At 66.9% G+C, this 14,432-nt stretch carries 13 protein-coding genes; 6 read left to right on the top strand and 7 right to left on the bottom strand.

Features of this window, described 5'->3' with window-relative positions; genetic code table 11:
- Positions 1 to 14 precede the first annotated feature (14 nt).
- Positions 15 to 1,997: a S9 family peptidase gene (locus M0208_RS08285; protein WP_258891239.1), complete on the top strand. Its 1,983-nt coding sequence runs from the start codon at positions 15 to 17 to the stop codon at positions 1,995 to 1,997.
- Positions 1,998 to 2,156: 159 nt separating this feature from the next.
- On the opposite strand, the gene rpsD is transcribed toward M0208_RS08285, so the two are convergent.
- Positions 2,157 to 2,771: a 30S ribosomal protein S4 gene (gene rpsD / locus M0208_RS08280; RefSeq protein ID WP_258891238.1), complete on the bottom strand. Its 615-nt coding sequence runs from the start codon at positions 2,769 to 2,771 to the stop codon at positions 2,157 to 2,159.
- A 178-nt stretch (positions 2,772 to 2,949) separates the two neighbouring features.
- Between rpsD and M0208_RS08275 the strand changes: the two genes are divergently transcribed.
- Genes M0208_RS08275 through M0208_RS08265 form a run of 3 tightly spaced genes read left to right on the top strand, consistent with a single transcriptional unit; the run spans position 2,950 to position 5,687 of the window.
- Positions 2,950 to 3,249, top strand: a complete 300-nt coding sequence (locus tag M0208_RS08275) for a chorismate mutase (protein ID WP_258891237.1) — start codon at positions 2,950 to 2,952, stop codon at positions 3,247 to 3,249.
- Between the two features lie 51 nt (positions 3,250 to 3,300).
- Complete coding sequence (locus M0208_RS08270; RefSeq protein ID WP_258891236.1) at positions 3,301 to 4,629, top strand: FAD/NAD(P)-binding protein; 1,329 nt, start codon at positions 3,301 to 3,303, stop codon at positions 4,627 to 4,629.
- Positions 4,626 to 5,687 (top strand): glycosyltransferase family A protein, encoded by a 1,062-nt coding sequence (locus M0208_RS08265; protein WP_258891235.1) that lies wholly within the window; start codon positions 4,626 to 4,628, stop codon positions 5,685 to 5,687. The genes M0208_RS08270 and M0208_RS08265 overlap by 4 nt, the downstream gene beginning before the upstream one ends.
- Here the strand turns inward: M0208_RS08265 and M0208_RS08260 are convergent.
- On the bottom strand, positions 5,669 to 6,385 hold the full coding sequence (locus M0208_RS08260) for a murein L,D-transpeptidase catalytic domain family protein (RefSeq protein ID WP_258891234.1): 717 nt from the start codon (positions 6,383 to 6,385) through the stop codon (positions 5,669 to 5,671). The genes M0208_RS08265 and M0208_RS08260 overlap by 19 nt on opposite strands.
- A gap of 231 nt (positions 6,386 to 6,616) precedes the next feature.
- On the opposite strand from M0208_RS08260, the gene M0208_RS08255 reads away from it, so the two are divergent.
- Together M0208_RS08255 and M0208_RS08250 are read left to right on the top strand one after the other, a co-directional pair.
- Positions 6,617 to 7,228, top strand: coding sequence for a L,D-transpeptidase family protein (locus M0208_RS08255; RefSeq protein WP_258891233.1), 612 nt, complete (start codon positions 6,617 to 6,619; stop codon positions 7,226 to 7,228).
- Between the two features lie 73 nt (positions 7,229 to 7,301).
- Positions 7,302 to 8,426, top strand: a complete 1,125-nt coding sequence (locus M0208_RS08250) for a nitronate monooxygenase family protein (protein ID WP_258891232.1) — start codon at positions 7,302 to 7,304, stop codon at positions 8,424 to 8,426.
- A 129-nt stretch (positions 8,427 to 8,555) separates the two neighbouring features.
- Here M0208_RS08250 and M0208_RS08245 read toward each other — a convergent pair whose 3' ends face one another.
- The 5 genes from M0208_RS08245 to M0208_RS08225 all read right to left on the bottom strand — a co-directional run bounded on the left by M0208_RS08245 (position 8,556) and on the right by M0208_RS08225 (position 14,413).
- Complete coding sequence (locus tag M0208_RS08245) at positions 8,556 to 9,329, bottom strand: hypothetical protein (protein WP_258891231.1); 774 nt, start codon at positions 9,327 to 9,329, stop codon at positions 8,556 to 8,558.
- Positions 9,326 to 10,303 carry a LysR family transcriptional regulator gene (locus tag M0208_RS08240; RefSeq protein WP_258891230.1) on the bottom strand — a complete coding sequence of 326 codons (978 nt, stop codon included), beginning with the start codon at positions 10,301 to 10,303 and terminating at the stop codon, positions 9,326 to 9,328. The genes M0208_RS08245 and M0208_RS08240 overlap by 4 nt, the downstream gene beginning before the upstream one ends.
- 48 nt (positions 10,304 to 10,351) lie before the next feature.
- On the bottom strand, positions 10,352 to 11,962 hold the full coding sequence (locus M0208_RS08235) for an FAD-binding oxidoreductase (RefSeq protein ID WP_258891229.1): 1,611 nt from the start codon (positions 11,960 to 11,962) through the stop codon (positions 10,352 to 10,354).
- A gap of 56 nt (positions 11,963 to 12,018) precedes the next feature.
- On the bottom strand, positions 12,019 to 13,152 hold the full coding sequence (locus M0208_RS08230) for a CaiB/BaiF CoA-transferase family protein (RefSeq protein ID WP_258891228.1): 1,134 nt from the start codon (positions 13,150 to 13,152) through the stop codon (positions 12,019 to 12,021).
- 109 nt (positions 13,153 to 13,261) lie between these two features.
- Positions 13,262 to 14,413: an acyl-CoA dehydrogenase family protein gene (locus M0208_RS08225; protein ID WP_258891227.1), complete on the bottom strand. Its 1,152-nt coding sequence runs from the start codon at positions 14,411 to 14,413 to the stop codon at positions 13,262 to 13,264.
- Positions 14,414 to 14,432 lie beyond the last annotated feature (19 nt).

Below are 14,432 nucleotides of genomic sequence, written 5' to 3'. Positions count from 1 at the left end.
CAGGGGGGTGAATCATGAAGGCGTTTATTTGCGCGGGGGCGGCGTTGTGGCTGGTGGGCGCGGCTGACGGGGCCTTGGCCGATCCGTCGGTGGAGGCCGTCGCATTCGGCGGTCGCGAATACATTCAGGACATGAGCCTGTCGCCCGACGGGACGAAAGTGGCGATGATCCAGCCGGTGGGTGCGCGGGGCAGCGCGGTCGCCATCGCCGACCTGATGACGAGCGGTGCGCCCAAGGTCATCATGACGGCCTCCGGCGATCCGGAACGATTGACCGGTTGCCGCTGGTCGACCTCCAGCCGTCTGGTCTGCCGTCTGTACATCGTGCGATCCGACAGCGGCCTCCGGCTGGCGTTCACCCGCATGGTGGCGATCAACACGGACGGCAGCGGACTGAAGATGCTTACCGAGCGCACGAACAGCCGTGCGCTGGGTGTCGCGCAGAACGGCGGGACCGTCATCGACTGGACCGGCGGCAAGGAGGGCAGCGCATCGGTGCTGATGACTCGGGTCCATGTACCCGAAGAAACGATCGGGACGAATCTGGGCAAGTCCAAGACTGGATTGGGCGTCGACCGGCTCGACACGGTGACGCTGGCGCGCAGCGTCGTCGAACAGCCGCGCAAGGGCGCGGTCGAATATATCTCCGACGGTCTTGGCGACGTTCGCGTGATGGGCACGATCGGGACCACCTCCAGCGGCTATTCCGGTAGCGAGGTCAGCTACTTCTATCGCAAGCCGACCGATCGGGGCTGGTCGCCGCTCGGCACGCTGTCGCTGACCGGGGTCGGGAGCCGCGGCTTCAATCCCTATGCGGTCGATTCCAAATCGAACCAGGTTTACGGTTTCGACGATTCGAACGGGCGCAGCGCCTTGTGGCGTATCGCGCTGGACGGCACGCTGAAACGCGAGATGGTGGTGTCACGACCGGACGTCGATGTCGACGGACTGATCCAGATCGGGCGGCAGAACCGGGTGGTCGGGGCAAGCTGGGCCACCGAGCGGCGCGAGGCGACGTTCTTCGATCCAGAACTGAAGGCGCTCAGCGCGTCGCTGGGGCGCGCGCTGCCGTTGAAGCCGCTGGTGCGGTTCGTCGACGCCAGCGCGGACGAAAAGCGGCTGCTGATGTTCGCCGGAAGCGATAACGATGCGGGCCGCTACTACGTGTTCGATAAAGGAACGCGGAAGCTGGAGGAGGTGCTGCCGGTTCGTCCGCACGCCGACCGGCTGAAGCTGGCGACGATGAAACCGGTCAGCTTTCCCGCCGCCGATGGCACGATGATCCCGGGCTATCTGACCGTCCCTGCGGGCGGCAACGGAAAGGGTCTGCCCGCGATCGTCATGCCGCACGGCGGCCCCGGCGCGCGTGACGAATGGGGCTTCGACTGGCTGGCGCAATATTTCGCGGCGAAGGGCTTTGCCGTGCTGCAGCCCAATTTCCGCGGTTCTTCCGGCTATGGCGAGGCGTGGTTCCAGAAGAACGGGTTCCAATCGTGGCGCACCGCGATCGGCGACGTGAACGACGGTGGACGCTGGTTGCTGTCGCAGGGGATTGCGGCGCCCGGCAAGCTGGGCATCGTCGGGTGGTCCTACGGCGGCTATGCCGCGCTGCAATCGTCGGTGCTCGACCCCGACCTATTCAAGGGCATCGTGGCGATCGCGCCGGTCACCGATCTGGATACGTTGCGCAACGATTCGCGCAATTACAGCAACTTCGTGAACGTCGATCGCTTCATCGGCAGCGGCGCGCACGTGAAAGAGGGATCGCCCGCGCGCAACGTCGACCGGATCAAGGCGCCGGTGTTGCTGTTTCACGGCGATCTCGACCTGAATGTCGCGGTCGGCCAGTCGCGGCTAATGGCGGACCGGCTGAAGGATGCCGGGCGGAAAGTGGAATATGTCGAATACAGGGGGCTGGACCACCAGCTCGACGATTCGAACGCGCGCATCGCGATGCTGGACAAGGCTGACGCGTTTTTGAAGGCCGCGCTGAAGTAGGATGTGAAAAAGGGCGGCTCCCCGGGGGAGCCGCCCTTTTTCTTTTCCGGGACCGCGACCCGGCAAAGCCGTGTCGTCGAGCGGCGCTCTAGCGCCGTTGGCCGTTCGCGCTGAGTGTTGGCTGGGCTTAGCTGCGCTAAGCCCTCGCCTCAGCGCGAATTAACGCGAGTAAAATTCAACCACGAGGTTCGGTTCCATCTTCACCGGATAGGGCACTTCGTCGAGCGAAGGCACACGGACGAAGGTGATCTTCGCGGCGCCGTCGGGGGCGACGTAGTCGGGGATTTCGCGCTCGGCCAGGCTCTGCGCTTCCATCACCAGCGCCATTTCCTGCGCCTTCGATCCCAGCGTGATCTCGTCGCCGACGAAGCAGCGGCGCGAGGCGATGTTGCACTTCACGCCGTTGACGCGGACGTGGCCGTGGCTGACCAGCTGGCGCGCGGCCCACACGGTCGGCGCGAACTTCGCGCGGTACACGATCATGTCCAGGCGCTGCTCGAGCAGGCCGATAAGATTCTGGCCGGTGTCGCCCTTCATCCGGGCGGCCTCGGTGTAGCAGGCGCGGAACTGCTTTTCGGTCACGTCGCCGTAATAGCCCTTCAGCTTCTGCTTGGCGCGCAGCTGAATGCCGAAGTCGGAAACCTTGCCCTTGCGGCGCTGGCCGTGCTGGCCGGGGCCATATTCACGCTTGTTGACCGGGCTCTTCGGACGACCCCAGATGTTCTCGCCCATCCGGCGGTCGAGCTTGTACTTGGCGCTATGGCGCTTCGACATATGTATTCCTTGCAAGTGCTAACAACGGTATTCCCGGTCTCGCGCTGCTTCAGAAAAAATCCGGGCAGGCCGCCTGCTTCACCGGGGTGCAGGGGCATTGCGAAGCGGCGCGCCTAGCCGCGTGACCTGTATGAGTCAAGCTGGACAGCCGCCGCTGGGCTCGCCAGAGCGCACGCCTATGAACATCCTTCCCGGACCAGATTGCACCACGATGGCGGAGGTTCGCGCGGGCGTCGACCAGGTCGACCGCGAGCTGATCGCGCTGCTGCGTCGCCGCTTCGACTATATGGACGCCGCTGCGCGGATCAAACCGATGCGCGGCGCGGTGCGTGACGAGGCGCGCAAGGCGCAGGTGATCGCCAACGCCCGCGATGGCGCGAACGCTGCGGGCCTGCCCGCGGATGCGATTGCGGAATTGTGGGACGACCTGGTCGAGGCGTCGATCGCCTATGAACTGGCCGCGTTCGACCGCCGCTAACCGCTTTTTAGGCACGTCGCGCCATACCCGCCTTCGCGAAAGGATTCGGGAATGGCGGGAATGGAGCGTGTTGCGGAGACGCTGATCGTCGGCGGCGGCCCAGCGGGCACGGCGGTGCTGACCGCGGCGTCGAAGAACGGGGCGCTTGAAAGGCTCGCGCGAGGTCTGGTGATCGTCGAGCGCGACGCGGCGCTCGGCGGCGGGCGGCTGGGACGCTATGCGATCACATCGGATTCGACTGCGCAGACCTTCCTGACCGCGGTCGCAAACAATCCCCATCCGGAACTCGCCGCGCTGGCCGACGCGCCCGCGGGGCAGGCGGTGGCGGCGTATCGCGATGCGCTCGGCGTACCGCTTGCGACGGTCGGGCCGCTGTTGCGCGATACCGGCGCGGCGCTGCACCGGGTGGCCGAACGCCACGGTGCGACGGTGCTGACGGGGCATGAGGTGCAGGCGATCCGCCGCGACGGCGACGGCCTGTGGCGTGCGCGCGTCGTCGACCTGGCGACCGGCGAGAGCCATCAGCGTATCGCGCGCAACATCGTCCTCGCGACCGGCGGGCACCAGCCGCTCGACCGGCTGGTGACGCAACGCGTCGCGGGCGAGCGGCTGATAGATCTGGCGGGCGATCGCCTGCTGCAATCGGATCAGGTGCTGACGCTCGGTGGATTCGAGCAGGTCGCCGATCTGTTGTCGGCCAAACGCGCGCCGCGGATCGCGGTGATCGGCGGGTCGACCAGCGCGCTGACGACGGTCGCGCTGCTGCTGAAGGGCAACCCCGCCTTGCCGCTTGGCGCGGGCGCGATCACCTTGCTTCACCGTCGTCCGCTCAGGCCGTTCTACTATTCGGTCGAGGCGGCGCACGCCGAGGGGTTCACCGATTTCGGCGCGGACGACATCTGCCCGGTGTCGGGGTTCGTCTATCGCCTCGCAGGTTTCCGGCTCGAGGCGCGCGATCTGGTGCTCAGGATGCTCGGCATCGATGGCCGCGCGCCCGATCCGCGCGTCGCGTTGCACCGGATCGATGGCGACGACGCGAGCGCGCGCCGAATCGTTGGCGAGGCCGATCTGGTGATCGCCGCGCTCGGTTATCGCCCGCGTGCGCTGACGGTGGAGCGGGTCGACGGCACGCCGCTGGCGCTCGCGGCCGACGCGGGCAAGCCGATGGTCGACAAGCATTGCCGCGTGGTCGATGCGGGCGGCGCGGCGGTGCCGGGACTTTACGGCATCGGGCTCGCCGCTGGGTTCGTGCCGTGGGGCAAGCTTGGCGGGGAGGCGAGCTTCGTCGGGCAGGCCAACGGCCTGTGGCTGTGGCAGAACGACGTCGGGCTGATGATCGTCGACCAGTTGATCTGCGAACGCGCGCGCGCCGCCGCATGACTAAACCGGTGATCAGTGTCATCATGGCGGCCTACAATGGCGCCGCACTGATCCGCGAGACGTTGGCCAGCCTGTCGGCGCAAACGTTCGGCGATTTCGAGGTCATCGTGGTCGATGACCGGTCGACCGACGACACGCTGGCGGTGCTGGCGGCATGGCCCGACCCGCGCGTCCGGGTGATCGCACTGGCCGAGAACGGCGGGCCGGTGCGCGCGCGCAATCGCGCCTTCGCCGAGGCGCGCGGGCGATATATCGCCGCGCTAGACCAGGACGATCTGTGCCGCCCCGAGCGGTTCGCACGGCAGGTCGCCTATCTCGATGTGCATCCTGATTGCGTGCTGATCGGCAGCGCCACCGCGGTGCTGGAGGACGTCGCGGTCGGCCCGTCGGCCTATCCGGTCCACACCACGCCCGCGTTGCTGCGCTGGCTGACGATGATCGAAAACCCGCTCGTCTGGTCGTCGGTGATGATCCGCGCCGCCGCGGCGCGCGCGCTCGATCCGTTCACACGCCCCGACATCCTCTACGCCGAGGATTTCGACCTCTATCACCGCATCGCCGCGATCGGAGAGATCGCCCGGCTCGACGACGATCTTTTGGTCTATCGCCGTCATGCGGGCGGCGCGTCGCAACGCTATGAGACGATCATGCTGGCCAGCGCGACACGCGTGCTGGCAGAGGCCTATACGCCGGTGTTCGCCGACAAGGCCACGGATGCCGCGGCGTGCGTGGTCCACCACCTGATGCACCGCCAGCCCGCCGCCGATCGCGCTACGCTCGCGCGGCTGGGGCAGGCGCTGGTGCGATTGCAGGAGGCGCATTTCATGGGACATGCCTGCGATGCGAACGACGTGCGGCTGATCCGCTGGGAAACCGCGCGGCGCTGGTCGGCGGTGTCGCGCGCATCCTTGCGCGAAGGAACGATCACGCTCCCGGATGCGCTCGCGGTACGCCCGCCGCATCTGGGCCTCGGGCATGCAGGAATCGATGAACTGGTCTGGGCGCGGCTGATCGGTCGCGCGCGCGGCCTCAGGCGACGTTACACCTTCGCGGCGTAGATCATCCGGTCCTGTCCGAGCCGGGCGAAGACCTCGTCCAGATCGCGCTCGCCGACCGCGAAACAGCCTTGGCTCCGCCCCAGCACGCCGCGCTCACGCACGATCTCGGGGTTCGCATACCAGGCCGCATGGACGACGATCGCGCGCTGCAGCGCATTGTTGTTGGTGTGGTCCAGCCCGATCAACCGCTGCGACCGGCCGTGCTTGCCGACATAATAATCGACCGAACGATACGCGCCTTCGCTGGTTGCGTTCGATCCGTCGCGGTTCGAGAAACGCTGCAGCCAGCCAGTGTGTTCGGGGTCCGATCCGCTGCCGTGCGACACGAGCATCGAACTGCTTTTCCCGCTGACCAGATCGATGAAATGGAAGCGCGCCTGTGACGACGGCGCGGCAAAATCGGCGATGACGATGCGGTCGCGCTTGATCCCCTGGTGCGAATGCGCGTCGAGCGCGGCCATCGCGCGGCGCATGAGATCGGGGCGAACGACCCGCGGCGAGGTGCGCGCGGTCGCATAGGGCTTGGGATAGGGCGCGGGACGAACCGGACGCAGATCCTCCGCGGTCAGCGGCTTGTGCCTCGTCTCGGGGTCGCGCATCGCGGCGGCCAGCGCGTCGGGCAGAATCATCGATCCCGCCAGCAGCCCCCCGGTCTTGATGATAGCGCGCCGGGTGCGCGTGTCGTGCGATATGCTCATGGCTTTCCTGGGAACCCCTCCCCGTTGGATTAATCATATAGCACGTCGGGAATGAAAATTCCGCAATCAGTTCCACTGCTTATCGCGCAAAACCGGCCATCCGCCGCGCGATTGGAACGACTCGTCGAAATCGTACCGCCGTGGCACTAAAAGCGACTCGCCGCGTTATTCTGGTTAACGAATTGCGACTGCGGCCTTTCTGGTCTGCATCGATTTCGATCGGAGGACGCCATGCCGCAACGCTCAACCTTCGCCATGACGTTGCCCGCGATTGCGGCGGCGCTGGCCCTGTCGCCGACGCTCGCACATGCGGAGGATGGTGGCGCGACCGTCTTCAACGCCGCCGCCTCGCTGACGCCGGGGCGTTATGTGTGGGAGGCTGACGCCGCCGCCGGACCGGTCGCGATCCTCATCAGCATCCCAGACCAGCGGATGTACGTCTATCGCGGCGATGCGCTGGTCGCGGCGTCGACCGTATCGACCGGCAAGGACGGCAACGACACGCCTGTCGGCATCTTCACGATATTACAGAAGAAGGAGGTGCACCGTTCGAACAAATACGACGATGCGCCGATGCCCTATATGCAGCGCCTGACATGGGACGGCGTCGCGATCCACGCCGGGCGCAACCCCGGTTTCCCCGCCTCGCATGGCTGCATCCGCGTTCCCGCCGCTTTCGCCAAGAAACTGTTCGCGGCGACCGAAATGGGCGCAACGGTCGAGGTGACCGACCTGCCGGTGGTCGACGGCATGGCGGCCCCGGCCGGTCAGGACGCGCAGACCGCGGCGGCAAACAAGGCCGCCGCGCGGGAGTTGAAGTCGTTTCTGGCCAGCGCCGACTGACGCTTTCGCACAAGCGCGCAATCGCCTAGCGACTCTCTCAAGCGACCGGCGAACGGTCCGAGGGAGAGACACTATGCGCACCCCGATCTGCGAGATGCTGGGAATCGACTTCCCTTTGCTCGCCTTCAGCCATTGCCGGGACGTTGTTGCGGCGGTCAGCCGTGCGGGCGGGTTCGGGGTGCTCGGCGCGACCGGGCATACGCTCGAAAGCCTGGAGACCGAACTCGCGTGGATCGACGCGCATGTCGATGGGAAGCCTTACGGCCTCGACGTGCTGATCCCCGAAAACCTCGCCACCGGCGGCGCGAAGGGGCTCACGCGCGCGTCGCTCGCCGACAAGGTGCCCGCCGAGCACCGCGCGTTCGTCGGCGAACTGGCCGAACGTCATCACTTCACGATGCCCGAGGAGCGCGCCGATTCGGACGCGCCCGCGCCGTTCGATCCCAATCTCGCGCTCGCGATGCTCGACGTCGCGTTCCGCCATCCGATCAAGCTGATCGCCAACGCGCTCGGCGTGCCGCCGCAGGCGATGATCGACCTTGGGAAGCGTCACGGCGTCCCCGTCGCGGCGCTGGTCGGCGCTAAGGAACACGCGCTCAGGCAGGTTGCGGCGGGGGTCGACATCCTCGTCGTGCAGGGCGGCGAGGCGGGCGGGCATTGCGGCGAGGTGTCGACGATGGTGCTGGTGCCCGAGGTCATTCGCGCGATCGGGGGCGCGGTGCCGGTGCTCGCGGCGGGCGGGATCATGACCGGCGCGCAGATGGCGGGCGCGATGGCGATGGGCGCGGACGGCGTGTGGACGGGATCGGTCTGGCTCGCCACGCCCGAAAGCGAATGCAGCGACGTGTTCCGCGACAAGATGGTCGCCGCGACGAGCCGCGACACCGTGCGATCGAAAAGCCGCACCGGCAAACCCTCGCGCCAACTCCGCTCGGCCTGGACCGACGCGTGGGACGCGCCCGGCTCGCCCGATCCGTTGCCGATGCCGTACCAGAGCCTGATCAGCGAACCCGCGATCCGCGCGTGCGACCGCGCCGCGGAAAAGGGCGACGCCGCGGCGCGCGAAATGGTCACGTATTTCGTCGGACAGGGCGTCGGGCTGATCGATCAGGTCCGGCCAGCGGGGCAGGTGGTGCAGGATTTCAAGCTGGAGTTCGCCGAGGCGATGGAGCGGATGATCGGGCTGGTGGCGGACTAGAACCGGTTGCACTAAACCTGCCGGACCGTCGTTGCGAGCGCAGCGAAGCAATCCAGGGTTCCGCGCGCCTCCTGGGTTGCTTCGTCGCTACGCTCCTCGCAATGAAGGTCCATATTCCCGCGTGATGCTCTAGCTCCACCGCGGCAGAATAACGTCGCCGTCGAAATAGTGCGGGAACAGCCGTTTCAGATCGGCCCAGCCGCGCGGGTTGAGCGGGGTCTCTAGCGGCGCCTTGTGCATCAGGCCCTTGACCGAAAAGACACCCGCGCGCCCGTCCATGCCAAGCCACGGCGGCGCGCCGATCTCGAAGCTGTAGAGGCCGGTCGCGGGCACGCTCGGCGCATCCCCCGCGAGATCCTTGGCATCGGCGAACCATTGCAGGACGGTGCGTGACCGTGTGCCTTGGCCCTGATCCAAGTCGGGGATACCGTCGCGGCCGGGGAACGAGCGGACCTTTTCCTCGACCTGCGTCACGCTGACGCGCCCTGCGCCTTCCGCGATGGTCACGCTCGCCTTGTCGAGCCGCGCGAACGCCTGCATCGCATCGGTCAGGATCACGCCGTTTCCATCGGGCCGGATCGTATAGCCCGACGGACCTTCCTCGAACGTGCGCGCCGCCGCGACGGTCGCGCCGGTGAGCGGGTTGGTCCACTCGCTCGCGACCTCGCCGGTGATTGCGTCGCGGAACAGCCCGATCTCCCACCACGGCACCCGGAACGCCCCCCCTTTATCTGGTTCACCCTCCAGCGGTTCGGCCCGATAGAGCATCACGGTCTCGACGTGGTTGACGACGATTTCGGGATGGCCATCGGTGACGAAGGTCGTCGTGCCGAGATACCACCAGGCGGTCGGTTCCGGCCCGAGCGAGGTCAGCGTGCGGCGGTAGATGTTGGAGGCGTTCATTGCAGCGCTGCTTCCTCCAATAATTCTTCGACCGGCGCGCGTTCGGCCAGCACCGCGCGGATGCGCTTCACCACCACCTCGGCCTGCGGCGTGATCAGCCCGCCGTCGCGGAAGATCAGCCCGATCCGCGTGCGTTCGACCGGCGTCTCGCAATCGAGCGCGACCAGTGCGCCCGCGTCGATCTCGGGCTGGACCACTTCCTGCGGCAGGATGGTCAGCGCGTCGGATTCGCAGACGACGTGACGAATCATGGCGATTGAATTGCTCTTCAACATCTGCGGCGCGACCGGCAGCCCGCGCGTCTCGAAGAACAGCCCGAAGCCGCGCTGGACGCTCTCGCTCGACAGCATCGCCCATTCAGCGCCCGCCAGATCGGCGATGCTGATGTCGCGCTTCCCCGCCAGCGGATGATGGCTTCCCGCGACGACGCGCGACCGGTTCTCCATCAGCGGCTCGATCGTCAGCCCGTCGCTGTGGTGGATGCGTCCGATCAGGCCGAAGGCGAAGTCGATCTCCTCGGCCTTTACCTTCTTGACCAGTTCCAGGAACCCGTCGGCGACGACGGTGACGTGTAGGCCGGGGCGTTCGGCGTGCAGCGACGCGAGCAGTTCGGGCATCATGTAGTTGGCGTAATTCTGCGTGATGCCGAACGTGGTTTCGCCGATCCGGCCATGTTCGATCGCGCGCACCTCCTCGATCGATCGCTGGACTTCGTTCAGGATCACCTTCGCGCGGCGGATCACGGTCAGGCCGTAGACCGTCGGCTCGACGCCCTTGGGACCACGCGTCAACAGCGGCACGCCGAGCCGGTGCTCCAGGCTTTTCAGACTGCGGCTCAGGCCCGATTGCGAGATATAGGATTTGTCCGCCGCCTTCAGCAGATTGCGGTGTTCGACCGCGGCGATCAGATGGCGCAGCTGCTGGATTTCCATCGCATCCTCCGATCCATGTCGCGTGACATGATGATTACGCAAGAATGCCATATTCCTATTGCGTTACGCGCAAGATCGGATCGACGACCGCTATCCGGGTGTGGAAAGCCCCAGCGAACCGGGGTTGACCCGCGCGTTCGGATCGAGCGTCGTCTTCATCGCGGCAATCATCTGCGCGACGGGTTCGCTGCGAGTGGCGAGCCACGGATAGGATTTGCCGATCTGGACGTGCGCGCTGCCGTGGCGCGTGAAGATTTCGACCAGTTCCTTGCGGATATCCATCACCAGCGTGGTCGCATCGGGCGTGGTGCTGTCGCCCAGCCCGGTCAAATCGGTGCGTTCGGCGACCCGATCGTGATGGAAATGCTGATCGTCGTCCCAATAGAATACCGGTTCCAGACAGGCCGCCTGCACGCCGACGCCGAAATAGATCACCCCGACCTCCACCCCCAGCGCCTGCATCGCCGGGCGGCGATCGTCGAGCAACGCGCGCACCTCGCGGCTGAGCGCGGGCAGGTGCGAATGCGGGACCAGGCCGTGTGTCGGCAGGTTGCGCAACGGGCGGCGGCGTTCGGGGGTGTTGAAATCGGTGAACGGTGTGCCGCGCATCGCCATCGGCGCGGACGCGGGCATCTCGCGCCCGCCGCCGTCCGCCGCGATCTGCTTCAGCAGCGCGATGCGCGCATCGGCCCCGGTGCGCGTGGCGTCGTCGACGGTCAGGTTCAGCATGAAGACGTCGCCGTCGAACACGCTCTTGCCCGCCACCGCGACCTTTGCCGCATTGAACAACCCGCGCGTCTTCGATCCGCCCCCGCGCAGCACCCCGGCGAGGAACTTCAGATCTTCGGCCAGGCCCGTCGTGGCGCTCGCCATGACCTTCACGAAATACGGATCCCAGAGGTAGCATTCGGCCGCGATGCCGGTGCGCGCGATCGCCGAAACCGCGGCTGCGGCGGTCGCTTCGTCGGTGAAGGCGAAGCTCGCGAAACCCTGATGCGCGGGAAACGGGATCAGCTTCAGCACCGCCTTGGTCTTGAACCCGAACGCGCCGGTATCGCCGAGGAACAGCCCGGTCAGGTCGGGGCCGTAGCTGCGGAAGAACGGCGACGCGTCACCCGCGCCGCCCCACGATCCGGTGCGCAGCAACGTGCCGTCGGCCAGCGCGACCTCGATCGCCAGCACCGAATCCGCGACCGGGCCATATTGCGACGACCCGAGGAAGAACGATCCCTGGCTCACCGCGCCGCCGACCGTCGCGTGGTACCCCGACATCGGCCCGAAATAAGGCGTGCGCAGGCCCTTTTCCTTCAGCGCCTCATACAATTCCCGCCACGTGACACCGGTTTCGACGACGACGTACATGTCGTCGGCGTTGATCTCGACGATCCGGTCGAGTCCGCGCAGGTCGACGATCACACTGTCGTCCTGCGTCGGCACATAGCCGCCGGTGTAGGAGAAACCGCCGCCGCGCGGGATCACCACGACGCCGCGCGTGGTGCACAGCTTTACGGCGGCGGCGACCTGTCCGGCGTCGTCGGGGCGGATCACCGCGGCGGCGGCGGGGCCACGCCTGCTCATGTCGGTGGAAAAGAAAGTCCGTTTGTCCAGGTCGGTTTCGACCCGGCCCGGACCAAGCAACGCGATCAGATCGCTGGAGATGTCGCCCGTGACGGGCGGTGCTGCGGTGGCGCTGGTCGACATATCCCCACTAGCGCGTGAGTAAGCGACGGGACCAAGCGGTGCGCCGCGGCCCCCCGCTATTCGGGCAACGCGAACTCGGCGCGGATCGCGGCGCTGTCGGCCCCGATCGCGGGGACGGTCGGCGTAGCCGCTTCGCTTCCCGCCCAGCGGACGGGCGACGCGGGCAGCGCCACCGGACCGGTCGGCGACCCGGCCTCGACCCGGCGCAATTGCGGGTGGGCTGAGAGATCGGCGACCTCGTTGAGCGACGCGTAAGCCGTGCCGCTCGCTGCCAGCCGCGCGATCACCGCAGTCGAATCGAGCGTTCCGAACACCGCATCGATCACCGCATCCAGCGTGGGCCGGTTGACGCAGCGCGCGCTGTTGTCGGCAAACCGCGGGTCGCGCGCGATCGCGGCGTCGCCCAGCACGCCCGCGCAGAACGCGCGCCATTCGCGCTCGTTCTGGATCGACAGCACCACCTGCCGCCCGTCGCCGCAAACATATGCGCCATAGGGCGCGATCGTTGCGTGATGCAGCCCGGCGCGCGCCGGGGCGCGTCCGGCATAATCGTGATGCAGCAGCGGGACCGCCATCCAGTCGGCGATCGAATCGAACAGCGACACCGCAATCCCCGCGCCTTCGCCGGTCGCTTCGCGCGCGTAGAGCGCCTGCAGCACCGCGGCGTGCGCGTTCATCCCGCACGCGATGTCCGCCACCGACACGCCGACCCGGCCCGCTTCGTTCACGCCCCCGGTGATCGACGCGAGCCCCGTCTCGCATTGGATCAGGAAATCATACGCCTTCATCGCCGCCGCCGGGCCGTCCTCGCCATAGCCCGAGATATCGACCGTGATCAGGCGCGGGTGGCGCGCGCGAAGGTCGCTCGATCCCAGCCCCGCGCGCGCGGTCGCGCCGGGGGCAAGGTTCTGGACGAACACATCGGCCTGGGCGATCAACCACGCCAGCAGCGCCGCGTCCTCAGGACGCTTGATGTCGAGCACCAGGCTCTCCTTGCCGCGGTTGAGCCACACGAAATACGCGCTCTCCCCATGCACGACCGAATCGTAGCCGCGCGCGAAATCGCCCTCGGCGCGCTCGATCTTGATGACGCGCGCACCCGCCTCGGCCAGCCGCAACGTGCAGAGCGGCGCGGCGACCGCCTGTTCGAGCGCGACGACGAGAATGCCGTCGAGAGGGCCTTTATTCACCACAACCCGTCGCCCCCGCGAAAGCGGGGGTCCATCACCTGCCCGTTTCGCTCAGCGGAACCGCGGGAGACGGGTTCCCGCGTTCGCGGGAATGACCGGGCTGAAGCCATCAGAATGACTTCGGAAGCTTCAGCGCGTGGGTCGCTACATGGCTGAGGATCAGGTTCGTGCTGATCGGCGCGACCCGGTACAGCCGCGTCTCGCGGAACTTGCGTTCGATGTCGTACTCTTCCGCAAAGCCGAACCCGCCGTGTGTCTGGACGCACATGTCGGCCGCGTACCACGACGCTTCGGATGCCAGCATCTTCGCCATGTTAGCCTCGGTGCCGCAGGGCTCGCCCACGTCGAACATCGCCGCGGCCTTATCGACCATCAGCGATGCGGCCGACAATTGCACGTGCGCGCGCGCGATCGGGAATTGCACGCCCTGATTCTCGCCGATCGCGCGGCCGAACACCGATCGCTCGCTGGCGTAGGCGCTGGCGCGGTCGATGAAGAAACGCCCGTCGCCGATACATTCCGACGCGATCAGGATGCGTTCGGCATTCATCCCATCCAGGATGTAGCGGAACCCCTTGCCCTCCTCGCCGATCAGGTTCGCGGCGGGCACACGCAGATCGTCGAAGAACAATTCGGTCGTCGCGTGGTTCAGCATCGTGCGGATCGGGCGGATCGTCAGCCCGTTGCCGATCGCCTCGCGCATATCGACCAGCAGCACGCTCATCCCGTCGGCGGGGCGTGCGGCGTCCTCCCGCGCAGTGGTGCGGACCAGCAGCACCATCAGGTCGGAATGTTCGGCGCGGCTGATCCAGATCTTCTGTCCCGATACGACATAATCGTCGCCGTCCCGGCGCGCGAAGGTGCGGATGCGCGTGGTGTCGGTGCCGCTGGTCGGTTCGGTCACGCCGAACGCCTGCAGGCGGAGTTCGCCGGTCGCGACCTTCGGCAGATACATCGCCTTCTGCGCCGCCGATCCGTGTTTCAGCAGCGTGCCCATCACATACATTTGCGCATGGCACGCGCCGCCGTTGCAACCCGATCGGTGGACTTCCTCCAGGATCGCGGTCGCGGCGCGCAGGCCAAGGCCCGACCCGCCATATTCCTCCGGGATCAACACTGACAGGAACCCGGCCTCAGTCAACGCCGCGACGAATTCGCCAGGATAGGCGCGGTCGCGGTCCTTGGCCTGCCAGTAGGAACCGGGGAAATCCGCGCACAACCGGCGCACGGATTCGCGGATGTCTTCGAAATCATGGCTCATCGGGTCGGCACTATCCTCA

This window comes from Sphingomonas sp. SUN019 (assembly GCF_024758705.1).
Lineage (GTDB): Bacteria > Pseudomonadota > Alphaproteobacteria > Sphingomonadales > Sphingomonadaceae > Sphingomonas.
This window is presented reverse-complemented; position numbering and strand designations above follow the sequence as displayed.